Raw genomic sequence first — 14,439 nt, 5'->3', positions numbered from 1 at the left:
CTCAATACCCCACAAATTTCAACACAATCACAACCGCGGGGTGGAGCAGCCCGGTAGCTCGTCAGGCTCATAACCTGAAGGCCGCAGGTTCAAATCCTGCCCCCGCAACCACTGATTCCCACATTGATGTTTTCGCAAGTCCTTTCAAGGACTTGCCTGATTCCGTGTCCTTCTGGTTCACGAATCTCAGCAGCGTGCCAAGCTCGCCATAAAGCGTTGCGAAGATCTCGCCTCGCTTGTCGCCGGGGGAGAGGACGATCTTCTCGACGAGCGCGCGGACGGCCTCGGACGCCTCGGCCCGGTCCTCAGGCTGGTTCAGGCTCTCGGTCAGACGCTCCACCTTCTTCTTGAACATCGCCGCGACATTTGGGTGAATGTCGAGCGTATCCTCCAGTTCGGAGGAGAGCAGGGCGTTCAGATCAACCTCGCGGTCGCGAAGCTCCTGCATGCGTGCCTTCATATGAAGGTCAAACATTCCGTTTTCGATCGCGGTCATGATCCCAGCGATGCCTTTCTCGACTTTTGCCAGTTCGGCCTTCCAGCCAGCACTGTTGGCGCGTCGCTCATGGTTCAGCCGGTTGGTCTCTTCCGTATAGGCTTTCATGGCTGCCGCGGCGGCTTCGGGTGTCATCAGTTTGTGCTTGAGACCGGCCAGCACGCGCTCTTCAAGGTCGGAGCGCAGGATCGTCGCCTTGTTATGGCAGGAACGGTTAGCGATCCGGTTTGAGCAGGCATAGCGGTCCTTCTCGCGGAGCGAGTAGCTGCCGCCGCAGACGCCACAAAAAATCATCCCCGAGAACAGGGATTTGGGGCGGCGCATGCCGTTCATCCTGTTTGCTGCCGATGTCCGGACGGCCACGATGACGTTGACATATTGAGCGGCGATCTTCGCCTGACGGTCGCGGACGGCCTGCCAGAGCGCATCATCGACGATCCGCAACTCGGGTACTTCGGTGATGATCCATTCTGAATTGCCCCGGGTTTTGTGGAGACGTTTTTTATCTGATTTAAGCGGCTAATGCATGTGATTTCTGTTGTGCATAAAAGCGTGCCTCAGCTTCTGCTGGCGGGATGTTTCCAATGGAGGACAGGAGCCGCCGATTATTGAACCAGTCGACCCATTTAAGTGTTGCCAGTTCAACCGCGTCCCTATTTTTCCATGGTCCCTGCCGATAGATGAGTTCGGTTTTGTAGAGCCCGTTAATGGTCTCCGCCAGGGCGTTATCATAGGAATCTCCAACACTGCCGACAGAAGCAACAAGGCCCGCTTCAGCCAGTCTTTGCGTGTAGCGAATGGACACATATTGACAGCCGCGGTCGGAATGGTGGGTCACTTTGCCCTCAGGCCGCCTCTGGCACAGAGCCTGTTCGAGGGCATCCAGCACGAAGTCGGTATGGGCCGTTGAGGAGACACGCCAGCCCACAATAACCCGTGCGAATACATCAATGATGAAGGCCACATAAACAAAGCCCTGCCACGTGGAAACATACGTGAAATCCGAAACCCACAGTCTGTTGGGGGCTGGTGCATAAAACTGTCGCTGTACCAGATCCTGTGGACAGGGCCGCGCCGGATCGGGCCGTGTGGTTCTGACACCCTTGCCACGAATGACGCCTTTCAGTCCCATCCGGCGCATCAGCCGCTCTACCGTGCAGCGGGCAACATCCAGACCTTCACGTCTGAGCTGATGCCAAACCTTACGCGCTCCATAGACGCAGAAATTATCATTCCACACTCTACGGATTTCGTCGCTCAGCTCTTTGTCTTTCTGGCTACGCATACAAGGATTTTTCTGTCTTGCCCGATAAGCATAATAGGCAGATGGTGCAATCGACAGAACCCTGCAGATTGACCCGACACCATATGTCTGCCGGTGCTCATCAATGAAGCGTGTCATGGCTTGAAGATGCGGTCGAGCTCCGCCTGGGCAAAATACGCAGAAGCCTTGCGCAGGATTTCATTGGCCTGCCGCAATTCGCGGTTCTCTCGCTCCAGTTGCCTGATCTTCTCTCGATCAGGCAGGTCACTCACCGCAGGCGCATTGGCCCGCTCATGCAGACGGGTCCATTTTGACAGCGTGTCAGGGTGAATATCCAGCTTTGGAGCGATCATCATCACTGCGGACCAGCGTGATGGGTGGTTCTTCTCTTCCTCCAGAACCATGCGGGCTGCACGTTCACGAAACTCAGGCGGAAAACGCTTCGATTTGTTGCTCATGAATTCTTCTTACCTCTCGGGTCGTTCTGTCTCCACAAAACCCGGGGCAATTCACAGTCGGCACCACGACTGGCCTCTGATCGCGGCCGTTCCCATGCGTTCGGGCATGACGCTTCCCCGCAGGCGTCAGGGGCAGCAGATGCGGCACGACGGCTCTGGGCCATGTCCGGGCCGATCACAGGCACGCCCGTAGAAACGTATCTCCATAGACGTGACATGACGCTTTTGCACGGAACCAGAGCCCTGCGCTTCCATCCGCGCTGCTATTATCGCGCCGATACTGAAAGCCCGACCGAGACCTGGCCTGCCATGATCGCCGCCGTCACCGATCTTGAAGGCCGTATTACCGGCGTGCATCGCACCTGGCTGGCGCGCGACGGACGCGGCAAGGCGCCTGTCGAAATGCCCCGCCGGGCGATGGGCGATCTGCTCGGCCATGCCGTGCGCTTTGGCATGGTGTCCGACGTTCTGGCGGCAGGCGAGGGTATCGAGACGGTGCTCTCGCTCCATGAGGTCATGCCTGATCTGCCGCTGGCCGCCTGCCTGTCCTCGGCGCATCTCGCCGCTATGGCGTTTCCGTCTGCCCTGCGCCGCTTCTATGTGCTGCGCGACGACGATCCCGCCGGAGACCACGCGGTAGCGACCCTGCTGGCCCGGACGCAGGAGGCCGGGATCGAGTGCCTCGTGCTGTCACCGCGTCTGGCGGATTTCAACGATGATCTGCGTTATCTCGGGCGTGGGGCGATGCGGGCGATCCTGCATCCCCAGCTTGCCCCGCGGGACGTGGCGCGGTTTCTGCAACCCGTTACGCACTGAGGCGGGCCGGGAAGGGGGGGGGTGGATCATCGTCTTCCACTACCGTGCGGGGTTGTCCCGTTTCCGGACGGGGCGCGCCCGCGGCCTTTCCGGGGGACAGACCCATGACCCGCACACAGGACGATTTCGAACCCGCACACGCCACCTCTTCCACCGCCCATGTTCTGGCCGAACTCCAGCTTTACGGCCACCGACCCTTTGAGGACGAGCCGGACCCGAGGCCCTTGCCTGACGCCAGCCAGATCGAGGGCGCGGTTGCCGATATCTTCGATGCTCTGTCAGCCACGCTGACCGACACGCGGCTGGAACCCGATCTCGAACCGCTGCTCTGGTCCACCGTCAACGTCTTTCACCGCATGGTCGGGCAGGTGGAGCGCGATCTCGACCGCAACGAGGCGGCGCAGAAACGCAGCCAGCAGGAACAGGATGGCAGCGAGATCCGCTCGGTGGAACTGGAACGCCTCATCGCCGAGGGGCTGACTTTGCTGGAACGACGCAACGCCTACGAGATCTTCCGCGACCTCGCCTGCGACCAGTTTGAACGTCTGACCATGTCGCCCTGGCGGCCACGCTCAGGCTCGCTGGTCAGTCGCAGCACTCTGACAGCCTCGATGATCGACAGCCGCGATTTCCTCAACACCCGCCGCAAGGCCGAAACCGAACTGCTTGTGCCTCCCGGACCAAAGGTTGCGGTCACCGGCGGGCTCGATTACGAGGACCATCACCTGATCTGGAACCGCCTCGACAAGGTGCGCGAGAAGCATCCCGATATGGTGCTGCTGCATGGCGGTTCACCGAAGGGCGCGGAATTCATCGCCTCTCGCTGGGCCGATCACCGGCAGGTCGCGCAGATCGCCTTCAGGCCGGACTGGAACCGGCACGGCAAGGCCGCCCCGTTCAGGCGCAACGATGCCCTGCTGAAAGTCCTGCCTGTCGGCGTCATGGTGTTCCCGGGATCCGGCATTCAGGACAATCTTGCCGACAAGGCCAGACAGATGGGCATCCCGATCTGGCGGTTCCGCAGGGAGGATGGTGAGTGAACTGTGATATGGTCTGGGTGCATCTGAATTGTATTGGAAGTTCACTCTCAGATGTCCAGTTTCAACTCGTGCACAATAATTATGAATGAAATTTTCTCATATTTTTTGCCAACATCGGTTGTTAATCGAAGAGACCACTTACAATTTGTCCTCCACCGGCAGCGTTAACGCTAATAGCCGAGTATAGATCTCTCATTAAGTAATAATCATCTTCATTATTTGATACTGTAAAGAAGGCATCGCCATCTCCTCGCAGAATCCGAAAAGTGTAACCTCCTTCGCCTGTATCTGAGTCGAAAAAATAACGGATGTGTAAATCTGCATTTTTCCTAGTGGCAAAGTAGGCATCATCCGCGCCCTCGTTCCATTTTAGTTCGTTGTCTCCCGTAGCTTGCAATAAGCGCATTATGAAGGGTCTTAATGGCTTCGGTATCATTTTGAGGTCTCCGAGATTTTTGTACTCGCTGCGGCTGTGAGGTCAGCAAGCATTTGCGTTAGAGTTCGTTTAAGACGTGAAAGAGCGGCCTTTTTTAGAGGACCAGAAGCCGTACTTGCATGAGACTGTAGGGACGCGATGTTTATTCGCTGGTCAGAATTTGGATCATTATACTCTTCATAGAATTCGGCCGTATAAAGTTCTATGATTCTAGATAAAGTTGCCGTCGATGCCCATCCATCCTTATCTACATCGATTAAAGTATCGCGAATGCACGATTGGCACTCGGAAATACTTTTTATATTGAACATTGCTGTGGTTTTTTTGTTTGCTGCATCTGCCGCGTGACTTGCCATTTCGGACGCAGAACGCGCGCGCCATGTCTCGATAATGGCAAATATCACACCATAGAATGTAACAAATCCGCCAATAGTAGAAAATACAGTGACTTGTCCTGTCCACAATGCTGGGATAAAGAAATAGGAAATAAATGCCAGTATAATTATTATAGAAAAGCACAAGAAGTGAATTATTCGACCGGGACTCACGCAATGTACCTTTGATAAGTTAAGAATAGTATTTATAATATTTTTCGATTTCATATAGCATATAATTCAAAAAAAATACACCTTCAGATCGTCACAAATCCAAAATTATTTGAGAAAATTAATTAAATACAAGCAATATTTTTTCTTATGATAGATAAAAATATGCCATAATACTTTTACTAATCTGAACTTTTCTGTTTATACTATCCTCCATTATAATTTTTCTTCTTGTGTTGTCTTTGATCCCAATCTACCAAAAAATCGGGTTGATGTCCTTATTTTATTGCGTCTGATTGATGGGAATTTATTTGCATACGTTCGTAAGGTATCCCCGCAGAACGAGCAAGTCCGATAGTGGTAATTTCGTCTCGTCCAACCGCAGGTAAGGGCTGGAAGAATGGGTCTTTTAGCCTTCTCTGGTGGGGAGATTTTTGGCTGGGTGAAGGATTCATACGATGCCATCTGACCTATCCGTAGGACTGGCACGCGAGATGAAAACTGGCGCGGGACTGTCGTGAACGGCTACCAAAACGGATAGTACGGGCGCTGTTCGTATATAGGGATTTCGTCACATGTCGCACGGTCCCCACCTGTCGGACCGGTCATGCCGGCATCGTATCTCCTGGGGGGCTGTCGGGTCCGCACACCATGGCCTCTGTCGGATGGCTGATCTAGCCGAAGACCGGCTGCGCCTCGATCGGCTGGCCGCAACGGCGTTCCAGAACTTTCTTCCCCCGACGGCTGCGCCGTCATTCCTCGCGAGCCAAGAAAGTTCCGGCCCTGCCGTCCTCCGCTGCGCTGCGGCCCTGAAGGGTGCTCTGCCGCTCGCCTCCGGCTGGTCGATCGCCATCGAGGCCACGGTGGTCGCGGCCCGATAACAGCATGGAGATACGACAATGGCTAACATCGGTTCCTTCAAGAAGGTGGGCGAAGGCTTCGAAGGCGAAATCGTCACCCTGGCCCTGCAGGCCCGCAACGTCCGTCTGGTGGCTGAAACCAACCGGGCCAACGACAACGCCCCCAACTACCGCGTCTACCTCGGACGGGTTGAACTCGGCGCCGCATGGACCCGCCGCTCCAGCGAAGGCCGCACCTATCTGAGCCTGAAGCTGGACGATCCTTCCTTCGCCGCCCCGATCTTCGCCAACCTGTTCACCGACGAGGAAGGCGAGGGCTACACCCTCATCTGGACCCGTCTCATCCGTCCCGATGGCGAAAGCATCGTGCTCGACAGGATCCCCGGTGCCGATGCGATCGGCCAGACCGGGCTCAAGGATCTGGTGGACTAGCACTGGGGCCAGCTTTTCCAGGCGGCGCTGGTGACAACCATGCTGAGCGTTGGATCCGAAGCCGGGACATCATGGGGTGAAAACAACCTGCTTCAGGCCATCCCCGATGCGGCCAGACTGGTGCCGCTCATGGTCGGACGTCTCATGGAGACCGATCGGGCCTTCCAGAAACAGCGACGCGGCAGAAAGCCAGCGTTGGCAGGCAGGATGACAGGCGTTGGCGACTAACGGTGAGGCAGGTTCAGCGCGCGGGCCGTTCAGTCTGTGCCCACAAGCCGTTCCCAGCGCTGTAGCCGTGGCAGCACGCGGATGATCAGGACACCTTCGTCGTCAATGAGATAGAGAATATGGTGAGCCTGATGGCGGTGCAGCCGTATCGGCGGGGCGAATTCGCGACGTTCCGGCGCAAGCTGCGGATGTAACGCAATCAGGTCGAACGCGTCCGCCAGACCTGCATGGTAGGCCTCGGCCTGCCGTGGCCCGAATTCCCTCACGCTCTGCATGTAGATGCCGATGATGTCGTCTTCGGCGAGCCGTGTTTTTCTACAGGTCGGCATCCGTCGTTCCGGCCGCCGCGCGGGCGTCCTGCAGCAGCTGCTTCATGCTTCTGGTCCCGACGCCGCTACGCAGACCGGCCGTGATATGGGTCTGGATATCATCATGCACGGCACGGGCTTCCTGATCACGCCGGATCAGATCGCGGACATAGTCGCTCGCATTGCTATAGCGTCCCGTCCTGGCCTGAGCCTCCACCCATTCCTTCATGGGGTCGGGCAGGGATACGTTCATTGTTGCCATCGGTGCCTCCAATCTCAAGAATGACAATCTTTGCCAATTCCTGTCAATGAAATTGAGGTCAGGTGTACGGTATTCCAGGTCCAGATAGAAGGCTGCATCTGGACGGGATCTATGGCTGCTGGTGAATGAAGCGGACGGGCAGCATCCGCCTCATGTCAGACATCAAAGCGGCCGTGACCATTGCCTAAAGCCGACACAGTCAAGCGAACCGCGACAGATTGAGGCTGGAAACTAATACCTTGTTCGGATAAGAAATCGTAGGAACACAGTCCACACCGCTTTCAATTACGGGCAGACTGCCCGTTGCCATTCAATTCGTTCGTACACCGCAATGTAAACGGCATCCGACGTAATATGCGCTGGGGAGGGCTTATGAGTTATCCGTGGTTTGGCGTAAAGATTTACGGCATTGGTATTGGACCCAAGAATTTTGCCGGTTGGGTTTCAACGATTCTTTACTGTATTTTGATGGTCGCGGTTCCCGTTACTACACAATTTCTGAATTGGTCGGCTTGGATGATCCCTGTCGCCTACGTCCTGTTTACAGTCGGATTCTTTACTCTTTTGTTCGTTAAAGGCGACGGCAAACCATGGCGATGGCGATGGGGGCGCGACTGATTATCCGTCCTGCGTGGTATTCCTTCGATAGCCTTCACCCGTAATGTTCAAAATACGCAGTGAGATCCTGTCGCGCTCGATCTGGGTTTCAAGACCGGAATGATGACGTGGCTGCATAGACCTTTTGCACACGAATAGCAGCTTTTTTGTTTATTATGTCTAAGACAGACATTCCGCTTCCCCTCCAAACCGGCTACCTGTTCAGTGATACAGGAGCAGATAGTCGGCAGTCGCCTATTTGATCTTGTTCTAGGCTTTCAGAAACCTGACGCCGTTTGATGGACTGTTTCCTAAGCTGACGGGGATCGCGAGCAGACTGACTACTTTCGGGATGATATACGTGAGAATCTACGGTTCATGAGTCTGCCAACTGCTGAGGTGAATGTGTCTTTGAATCGACATATGTAGTTTACAGACTTCTTCAATAGCTAGATCATTGCTCGGACTTTTTGGATACTACGGCGCATAAATTTGGACTTTCGTCCATTAAGGCCGTTGCGCATCCGAGATGCCCACAGCTTCTTCATGCGATATTGCGTTTTAAAGACTTGGAACACTCAGTATGCAACTTTTTCCAGTGACTTACCTACCGCTCCTAACTTCTGTGATCAGTCTCATCACGACTCTGGCTGTGGCATTGATAGGCTTCAGATTCTCCCGTTCAATGGAATCCGGGAAGGTCAGGGCCGCATATTTGAATTACGCGCTGCAAAAAATCATGGACGAATACATAAATTATAATCCGATTATAGATCTAAGCAAAGCGGATAGCGCAGATTACCTCCGACTTATTGAAGAGTGCTTCAGCGATTGTAGATCTTCTATCCTACGAGTGTCCCCTCTCATTTCTCAAAGCGCACTGGAGCTCTTACTGGACATTGAAAAAGAATATTCGAGCATAATTAGACTTCAACACAATGCCAAACTGAGCGGCGCCAAGCCTGAACCAGTTTCGCCTGATCACTACGCACAATTACTCACAAACTATATTAACTTTGGTCACGAACTTCTGAAAAAACAGGTCGAGACACTTCGTGTTCGACTTGAAGAAGGTATTCTATAAATAATGTAAAAATCTGGATTTTGTGCAAACCAGATGAATCGACCTCGACACCACATGATGCGTTATGAAGCGAAACGTTCTTGTTGACTTGTCAGGCTAGCGACTTCGTATCCGCTTTCTTGGTCGCCTGCCCCCATACCAGACCTTCCGCCCCCCCTGAACTGCCTGTCTGTTCTACATTGTGGGAGCAAACAGGCGATAGTTGCCTACAACCCGAGCATAGAAGAGTGCGCCTACGGTTACGGAAAGCTGACGTGGTGGGCCAATGTGCGAGCCCGATGCTCCGCCGATCTCGGCGCGGTTCAGTCTACGCTCACGCCGCGTTCGTACAGAACGGTCTCAAGGCCACGATAGCTAATCCCAATAGCAGCAATACCAACGTACCGCACACAGGATCACCTCGCCCCGTAGATGCCGCACCTACAAATCGCTCATTTACTGCACCCTGTGCCAAAACAGACAGCGATTTCAGGCATAGGGGGCCAATTTTGCAACAGCGCCTCGGTGGTGGTCAGAAGTTTCACCTCTCAGTTGAAGCGCTGACCTGCCGCGATTATTTACGGTCGGCTCACATCCTCAGTAAGCTCCCCAGCCTTCCGGGTGGAATGGGTGGCGACCAGCGCCTGACGCTGTGCTTCCATGTCCGCGCGCAGCTTGTGCCCTTTCGCAAACTGCTCCTCAGTCATGTCGGCATTCATAATTTTTCCGATCTCAGTCTCGGCTTGTCTGCCAACACCTTCAAACGAGAAGTCATGTTGGTAAGCGCGATGCATGACCCAGTTCACTAGCTTTGCAGCTTCCGGTCCGATTTCTTTCCCACTAAAGATACGCATGAAGCACCACAGAACGACATCGATCACCTGTAGACCTGCGCTCTCTTCTTCGGTGGCAGTACGGAACGTGCTCCCGGTCACCTTCTGAATCATAAAGGGCTTACTTTCGCCTGGCCATGAAAGTGTCTCTGCATTTGCAAGTTCAGGCTTCGATACGGTCGCATGCCAGGTCGCGAACACCTGCTCGACTTCAGCCTGCGCGTCGTGGACGATCTCGCGTATGGGTCTTTTCCAGCGCTCCGAGGCATTCTGCAAACCGTCCAGAAGGTTCGTGAACGCTACGAAATTTGGCGAGTGCTGATACCGTAAAGCCTTCTCTGGCATCTGGGTATAGAACTCCTCCGGGTTTTCGATCGCCCACCCAAGCGCGTCAGCGATGATCTTGCGGCTACGCGCGTCGGGCACGAACTGGACATTGTGCAGCATCATTTCTGCAGCTTGGACGAAATACTTCTTCGAAGTGAACTCGCTCTTAGCTGTCATACAGTTCCAGACGAGCGCCGCAATTTCTGGCGTGATGACAAAATTTGCCATCTTGAATGTCATCATAAGGCGCAGGGGGCGAACCCAATACGCCGACCACGGCACCGCCTTGTTCTCACCCTGGTCAAAATAGACGTCGACCACCTTACAGGCAGCGAGATACTTCTTTTCCACGCGTGAGACGAAGAAGCGGCAGTCGGTCTTTTTCAGGAGCTTAAGAAGGTCGGGGGCAATCTGCTCGATCTTGGCTACACCGAGGACGTTCGCATGCAATGCATCCACGCCGACCTTCTTGGCAATGGTAGCGATGCTCCCTTTTGCAACGAGATCGAAGTTGGTTTTCGTGATAAACGCTGCTGTGGAATACAGTGACTGATTTTTGTCAAAGAGATTGTTCAGCGTGTTGCCGGTCTCATCTACGTACGCCCACATCCGTTTTCTCCAGTCATAGAGGGCAAGTCCGTTAGTATGAAAAGCTGTGGAATCACCACGCCTTTCACAATCCTCTCCCGTGCATGCTCCGTGCAGAGCAAGAATATCACCTTAGACTGCAGACTGCCTTTCAAAACTTAGTACGACGCACTTGAACGTTGGATGAGGTTGCATGGCTCCTCTTTGTCTCCGATGATCTGTGGGCAGTGATAGTACAGCTGTTGCCTGTCGTTCCTACCCGTCTGAAAGGTGGCAGACCAAGTGTCTGCGCCACCGCGCGGCGCTGACGGGGATCCTGTTCGCGCTGGTCACAGGTATCCCCAGATGCTGCGGTGCGAGATAGGCTGTGGTTCAGGCGTTACCTGCTGGCGTCGGCTGCACGATTTGCATGCCGCCGACGTCTGAGGTGACCTACATCAAGCGCTGCTGCTCCATCTTCATAAGTCTGGTCACAATGCCCGAAACCGGGCCTGCATGGACAGCGCGTCCTTGGCTGCAAAAAAAGACGATGCGACCGGTATGGACACACCGGATCGCGGCAGACCGGGCACGAAACTCCAAGTCTTCACTGATCAACTGAGGCTAATGAAAGGCATGGCTCAGACGAGCAGCACCGCGCACTGTCGAAATCCTACGAGATGCCGTATGCGCCGTCATTAATGACATCTACCCAAGGTAGTCCAGCACCTGTTTTACCACTGCGGGATATGAGTCAGACTGATCGGATTACGCTCTGAATTGAGGTCAATTGTGCTCATAACGATGTCGAATTTCCCATGAGATAGTCCCAAAGCAGATATTCCGTTCTCCCCCCATCGCGGTCAAAGCGCACTATTTGTGTAGCATCACTTCCACCATTCTGTGCAGCCTTGCCTTATGGTGCTCTCATTACGGCATCACGCGTTCCAGAAGTGACCAGAATGCTGGGCTATGATTTTATGCTTCTTCAGATGGCACCGTTCATCCAGGATAACGTAATCAATAAAATCACGCAGGGCTTTGTCGTCCGAGACAGCCTGCTGCATGGTGTAGGAGTGGATGATCTTGCCAAAGCGGCTGACGGTCTCGCTGCCCTTGAGCAGCAGCGTTTTGGAAAAGGTGATGAAGGCCGCATTGAGCAGGGCATGTTTAGTGTACATGAAATTTCCCGTAAATTTTCTCTTCATGGAGTGATGACACCGTCATGACATCAGTCGGGAAGGTGTCACGCATCGAGTGACACTGTCCGGAACTGCCATCTCTGCCATCATGACGGGTGTCATGCAAAGTGTCATTGGCGTCATGACTCCTGAAAAACGGCAGGAAGCAGCCATTTTTCCTTTTCCCTGCGTGTCCTGGCTTTTGCGTGTGTGAGGGCACGCTACCGCAATTTCATATGCACCCTTCGGATCCATATGGAATTGCTGCATTTTTTTCTTTTCTATTGCGGTCTTTTACTCGGCAAAAATCAGATACGCTCTCCTGTTTCCCTTCCTGTCGTCGCGGCCATTACGCTCTCGCCAGCGTTTGACACACGTCCGGTCAGGGACGGGTCTTGCCCAGATTGGACCTGGCCGCCCGGATCGACCAGTTGTGTGGACGGCAAGGGCTTACGGGTGAACGAGCTTCAACCAGGAGTGATCGACACTGAAATGACGCAAGCTCACCCGGAAGGAACACAAAAGGTAGTCGATAATGGAATTCCGATGGGCCGAGTAGGCACTGGGCGCGAAATTGCGACTGCCGTCGCTTTTCTTTTGTCCGATGAGGCATCTTACATCAACGGCGCACATATTGCCGTTGATGGAGGCTTTTTGGCTTGATATGTCGGGAGCAAGATTGGGAATGTCAGTCTTATACCGGGCTATTGTGATTAATAGCCGACCAATACAAGCTATCAAGCGGCACGGCTTTTGGGTTAGGGTCAGATCTCTTTACGACATGATCCTGATGTGATTCCAATTCTCTATGGAGAATTGGAATGAGCAGACTGCGGATGCTGAGCCGTGAGCAGATGAAGGTTCTGCAGCCATTATTACCCCGTGTGGATGACCGTCGGGTCATCAGCGGGATCATGTATGAGATTCGTAACGACTTGCAGTGGAAAGATACACCCACAGGGTTCTGATGACACGTCCCCCTCTACAACCGGTTTCTCCGCTGGAGCAGGCGCGGCGTTTTCAAGGAGATTTTCACAACTCTGGCAGCGCAGACCGGTGTTCCAGAATGCCTCATGATCGACAGCACGCATCTCAAAGCGCACCGTACGGCAGCCTCTCTAGGTGAAAAAGGATAACACCCCGCCGCCACGCGGTGCTCTCTGTCGTGATGCTTTCGCTTCGCGTGGGCCCATACCTTCTCTTTCGGCCATCTGCCCCGCAGCTACCGTCATCTTCCGGATGCCATTAAAAATCCTGATCTAGCAACAGCCTTCTATTGTGGTCTCAACGCTCTGTTTGCACCGGTCGAGACAACTAGGGATTGCTTCTTCTCAACATGCGGGTTCTCGACTGGCATCCTGGATCACCCCTTTCTTCTGCGTTACGGACTGGACCGGGCTGTCATGGCGGCAGCAATGATCAGGATACCAAATGCCGCGACAGCTATCCTCGGTTGCCAATACTCCATAAAAACGAAGCCGATTGCGAGCCAGCCGACAGCGACTGCCAAACTAAGGATAATGGCCGACCATTCACCAGGAAGTTCTGGCGCGCGCCATGTCAACCACACGCCAGTCAAGCCAAAAATGATTTGCCCGAGCGCATAAGTAGCAAAGTCTCGTGCATGCTGCTTACCCGAATTGCACATGAGTAAGCTGTTCGGAGATATCCCACAGGCGGGCAGCATCCTGCCGGTCGAGTGCGGCGGGGGGTATTTTGGCAGCGGTGGGATACCCCCGCGTCTCGCTCAGCCTGTCGGGGCCATAATAGCAGCCACCTTTTGCCTCCGATGACGTCGCGGCGAAAAGTGTCGGGAGTGCGCCCTGGGCGGCCGGCTGGAAGAGAAACCACAATATCCGCCGCGCAAGGCCCAATATGCTCGAAGCCCCAGCCCCGTTCGGAAGCAGATCCGTACGCGAAATGCCGGGATGGGCTGCGATGCTGGTGATCCCCCAATTTCCTGCTTCGCTGCGACGCTGAAGTTCCAACGCAAACATCAGGCAAGCCAGCTTGGACTGGCTGTAGACCGGCATGGGCTTATAATTACGTATTGCCTGAAGATCATCAAACGCGATCCGACCGTCACGCGCTGCAATGCTGGAGAGTGTTACAACGCGCGGATGGTCCCCCTTGCGAAGCAGGGGCAGCAGATGCGCGGTGAGGGCGAAATGTCCAAGATAATTGGTTCCGAACTGAAGTTCGAAACCATCTGAGGTCACTTTGCGTGTGGGTGGCATCATCACGCCAGCATTGTTGATAAGCACGTCGAGATGGTCGTGTTGGCTACGTAGACGTTCGCCAAACGCGGCAATTGACGCAAGATCAGCCAGATCAAGAGCCTCAAAGCTGACGGTTGCCTCGGGGGTCTCTCTTTTTATCCGTGCGATGGCGTCCGAGCCCTTGGCTGGATTTCGTCCGGCAAGAATGACCGTTGCGCCAGCATGTGCGAGCGCCAGCGCATCCTCAAACCCAAGGCCGCCAGTCCCGGTCACGACGAATGAACGGCCACGTATGTCTGGAATGTTTGATGTCGTCCATTTTCTCATATTCGGTTCCTGTAAAAGCAACAAATTCGCTTTGGGGAGTGATGGTCGATAGTCCGATGACGCTCGCCATCGATCTGGGCTGATGCTTGATATTTAGCTGTGCCTGTCGGGAGGACGAATGCCCGAACTGCCAAATTTCTTGCCCGATCCTGCAATGGTCTGGCTCAGGCCATGCGCAGG

Annotated in this window: 14 protein-coding genes, 1 tRNA gene, 3 pseudogenes and 1 other annotated feature; of the genes and pseudogenes, 8 read left to right on the top strand and 10 right to left on the bottom strand. The window is 54.3% G+C overall.

Features of this window, described 5'->3' with window-relative positions; all coding sequences use genetic code 11:
• Positions 1-34: 34 nt before the first annotated feature.
• Positions 35-111, top strand: a tRNA-Met gene (locus tag ACP7IZ_RS07405).
• Here the strand turns inward: ACP7IZ_RS07405 and ACP7IZ_RS07400 are convergent.
• Both ACP7IZ_RS07400 and ACP7IZ_RS07395 read right to left on the bottom strand, forming a co-directional pair.
• On the bottom strand, positions 68-790 hold the full coding sequence (locus ACP7IZ_RS07400) for a zinc ribbon domain-containing protein (RefSeq protein WP_426848535.1): 723 nt from the start codon (positions 788-790) through the stop codon (positions 68-70). The two genes, ACP7IZ_RS07405 and ACP7IZ_RS07400, sit on opposite strands and share 44 nt — an antisense overlap.
• 217 nt (positions 791-1,007) lie before the next feature.
• Positions 1,008-2,218, bottom strand: a protein-coding gene (locus tag ACP7IZ_RS07395) for an IS3 family transposase (protein ID WP_089179075.1) whose coding sequence is annotated in 2 segments (ribosomal slippage) — positions 1,008-1,933 and positions 1,933-2,218 — 1,212 coding nt in all. Because the reading frame shifts where the segments join, the coding sequence is not laid out codon by codon here.
• Positions 1,824-1,940 (bottom strand) — a sequence feature (AL1L pseudoknot). Its footprint overlaps the gene before it by 117 nt.
• 54 nt (positions 2,219-2,272) lie before the next feature.
• Between ACP7IZ_RS07395 and ACP7IZ_RS07390 the strand changes: the two are divergent.
• Positions 2,273-3,034: pseudogene (locus tag ACP7IZ_RS07390) on the top strand (DUF7146 domain-containing protein); the annotation flags it as partial.
• A gap of 104 nt (positions 3,035-3,138) precedes the next feature.
• On the top strand, positions 3,139-4,074 hold the full coding sequence (locus ACP7IZ_RS07385; RefSeq protein ID WP_426848529.1) for a DUF2493 domain-containing protein: 936 nt from the start codon (positions 3,139-3,141) through the stop codon (positions 4,072-4,074).
• Between the two features lie 121 nt (positions 4,075-4,195).
• Here ACP7IZ_RS07385 and ACP7IZ_RS07380 read toward each other — a convergent pair whose 3' ends face one another.
• Both ACP7IZ_RS07380 and ACP7IZ_RS07375 read right to left on the bottom strand, forming a co-directional pair.
• Positions 4,196-4,510, bottom strand: a complete 315-nt coding sequence (locus tag ACP7IZ_RS07380) for a hypothetical protein (RefSeq protein ID WP_426848528.1) — start codon at positions 4,508-4,510, stop codon at positions 4,196-4,198.
• Entirely contained in the window at positions 4,507-5,058 is a 552-nt protein-coding gene (locus tag ACP7IZ_RS07375; RefSeq protein WP_426848527.1) for a hypothetical protein, read from the bottom strand. The genes ACP7IZ_RS07380 and ACP7IZ_RS07375 overlap by 4 nt, the downstream gene beginning before the upstream one ends.
• Positions 5,059-5,720: 662 nt before the next feature.
• On the opposite strand from ACP7IZ_RS07375, the gene ACP7IZ_RS07370 reads away from it, so the two are divergent.
• From ACP7IZ_RS07370 to ACP7IZ_RS07360, 3 genes and pseudogenes are all read left to right on the top strand, one after another.
• On the top strand, positions 5,721-5,936 hold the full coding sequence (locus ACP7IZ_RS07370) for a hypothetical protein (RefSeq protein ID WP_426848526.1): 216 nt from the start codon (positions 5,721-5,723) through the stop codon (positions 5,934-5,936).
• 18 nt (positions 5,937-5,954) lie between these two features.
• A pseudogene (locus ACP7IZ_RS07365) lies at positions 5,955-6,254 on the top strand (DUF736 domain-containing protein); the annotation flags it as partial.
• A 132-nt stretch (positions 6,255-6,386) separates the two neighbouring features.
• Entirely contained in the window at positions 6,387-6,575 is a 189-nt protein-coding gene (locus ACP7IZ_RS07360; RefSeq protein ID WP_426848534.1) for a DUF2274 domain-containing protein, read from the top strand.
• Positions 6,576-6,604: 29 nt separating this feature from the next.
• Here ACP7IZ_RS07360 and ACP7IZ_RS07355 read toward each other — a convergent pair whose 3' ends face one another.
• The 5 genes and pseudogenes from ACP7IZ_RS07355 to ACP7IZ_RS07335 form a co-directional block, all read right to left on the bottom strand.
• The gene (locus ACP7IZ_RS07355) at positions 6,605-6,904 is read right to left on the bottom strand and encodes a type II toxin-antitoxin system RelE/ParE family toxin (RefSeq protein WP_426848525.1); all 300 of its coding nucleotides are present in this window, start codon (positions 6,902-6,904) and stop codon (positions 6,605-6,607) included.
• Positions 6,891-7,145, bottom strand: coding sequence for a type II toxin-antitoxin system ParD family antitoxin (locus tag ACP7IZ_RS07350; RefSeq protein WP_426848524.1), 255 nt, complete (start codon positions 7,143-7,145; stop codon positions 6,891-6,893). The genes ACP7IZ_RS07355 and ACP7IZ_RS07350 overlap by 14 nt, the downstream gene beginning before the upstream one ends.
• Positions 7,146-9,131: 1,986 nt before the next feature.
• Positions 9,132-9,246, bottom strand: a pseudogene (locus tag ACP7IZ_RS07345) (IS6 family transposase); the annotation flags it as partial.
• Positions 9,247-9,383: 137 nt separating this feature from the next.
• Positions 9,384-10,574, bottom strand: coding sequence for a hypothetical protein (locus ACP7IZ_RS07340; RefSeq protein ID WP_426848523.1), 1,191 nt, complete (start codon positions 10,572-10,574; stop codon positions 9,384-9,386).
• Between the two features lie 896 nt (positions 10,575-11,470).
• Positions 11,471-11,740 (bottom strand): hypothetical protein, encoded by a 270-nt coding sequence (locus ACP7IZ_RS07335; RefSeq protein ID WP_426848522.1) that lies wholly within the window; start codon positions 11,738-11,740, stop codon positions 11,471-11,473.
• A gap of 228 nt (positions 11,741-11,968) precedes the next feature.
• On the opposite strand from ACP7IZ_RS07335, the gene ACP7IZ_RS07330 reads away from it, so the two are divergent.
• Together ACP7IZ_RS07330 and ACP7IZ_RS07325 are read left to right on the top strand one after the other, a co-directional pair.
• On the top strand, positions 11,969-12,376 hold the full coding sequence (locus ACP7IZ_RS07330; RefSeq protein ID WP_426848521.1) for an SDR family oxidoreductase: 408 nt from the start codon (positions 11,969-11,971) through the stop codon (positions 12,374-12,376).
• Between the two features lie 158 nt (positions 12,377-12,534).
• On the top strand, positions 12,535-12,681 hold the full coding sequence (locus ACP7IZ_RS07325; protein ID WP_426848520.1) for a hypothetical protein: 147 nt from the start codon (positions 12,535-12,537) through the stop codon (positions 12,679-12,681).
• A gap of 663 nt (positions 12,682-13,344) precedes the next feature.
• On the opposite strand, the gene ACP7IZ_RS07320 is transcribed toward ACP7IZ_RS07325, so the two are convergent.
• The gene (locus ACP7IZ_RS07320) at positions 13,345-14,259 is read right to left on the bottom strand and encodes an SDR family oxidoreductase (protein WP_426848519.1); all 915 of its coding nucleotides are present in this window, start codon (positions 14,257-14,259) and stop codon (positions 13,345-13,347) included.
• Between the last annotated feature and the right edge of the window lie 180 nt (positions 14,260-14,439).

The organism is Acetobacter sp. AAB5, from assembly GCF_050106715.1.
GTDB lineage: Bacteria > Pseudomonadota > Alphaproteobacteria > Acetobacterales > Acetobacteraceae > Acetobacter > Acetobacter oryzifermentans.
Note: the sequence above shows the minus strand (reverse complement) of the source record. Positions and strands in the feature narration are given on the sequence as shown.

What these genes read in the sequence shown, in the direction of transcription:
- ACP7IZ_RS07400 (WP_426848535.1), bottom strand. Translation starts at nt 790, where the DNA reads ATGATTTTTTGTGGCGTCTGCGGCGGCAGCTACTCGCTCCGCGAGAAG.
- ACP7IZ_RS07385 (WP_426848529.1), top strand. Translation starts at nt 3,139, where the DNA reads ATGACCCGCACACAGGACGATTTCGAACCCGCACACGCCACCTCTTCC.
- ACP7IZ_RS07380 (WP_426848528.1), bottom strand. Translation starts at nt 4,510, where the DNA reads ATGATACCGAAGCCATTAAGACCCTTCATAATGCGCTTATTGCAAGCT.
- ACP7IZ_RS07370 (WP_426848526.1), top strand. Translation starts at nt 5,721, where the DNA reads ATGGCTGATCTAGCCGAAGACCGGCTGCGCCTCGATCGGCTGGCCGCA.
- ACP7IZ_RS07360 (WP_426848534.1), top strand. Translation starts at nt 6,387, where the DNA reads ATGCTGAGCGTTGGATCCGAAGCCGGGACATCATGGGGTGAAAACAAC.
- ACP7IZ_RS07355 (WP_426848525.1), bottom strand. Translation starts at nt 6,904, where the DNA reads ATGCCGACCTGTAGAAAAACACGGCTCGCCGAAGACGACATCATCGGC.
- ACP7IZ_RS07350 (WP_426848524.1), bottom strand. Translation starts at nt 7,145, where the DNA reads ATGGCAACAATGAACGTATCCCTGCCCGACCCCATGAAGGAATGGGTG.
- ACP7IZ_RS07340 (WP_426848523.1), bottom strand. Translation starts at nt 10,574, where the DNA reads ATGTGGGCGTACGTAGATGAGACCGGCAACACGCTGAACAATCTCTTT.
- ACP7IZ_RS07335 (WP_426848522.1), bottom strand. Translation starts at nt 11,740, where the DNA reads ATGAAGAGAAAATTTACGGGAAATTTCATGTACACTAAACATGCCCTG.
- ACP7IZ_RS07330 (WP_426848521.1), top strand. Translation starts at nt 11,969, where the DNA reads ATGGAATTGCTGCATTTTTTTCTTTTCTATTGCGGTCTTTTACTCGGC.
- ACP7IZ_RS07325 (WP_426848520.1), top strand. Translation starts at nt 12,535, where the DNA reads ATGAGCAGACTGCGGATGCTGAGCCGTGAGCAGATGAAGGTTCTGCAG.
- ACP7IZ_RS07320 (WP_426848519.1), bottom strand. Translation starts at nt 14,259, where the DNA reads ATGAGAAAATGGACGACATCAAACATTCCAGACATACGTGGCCGTTCA.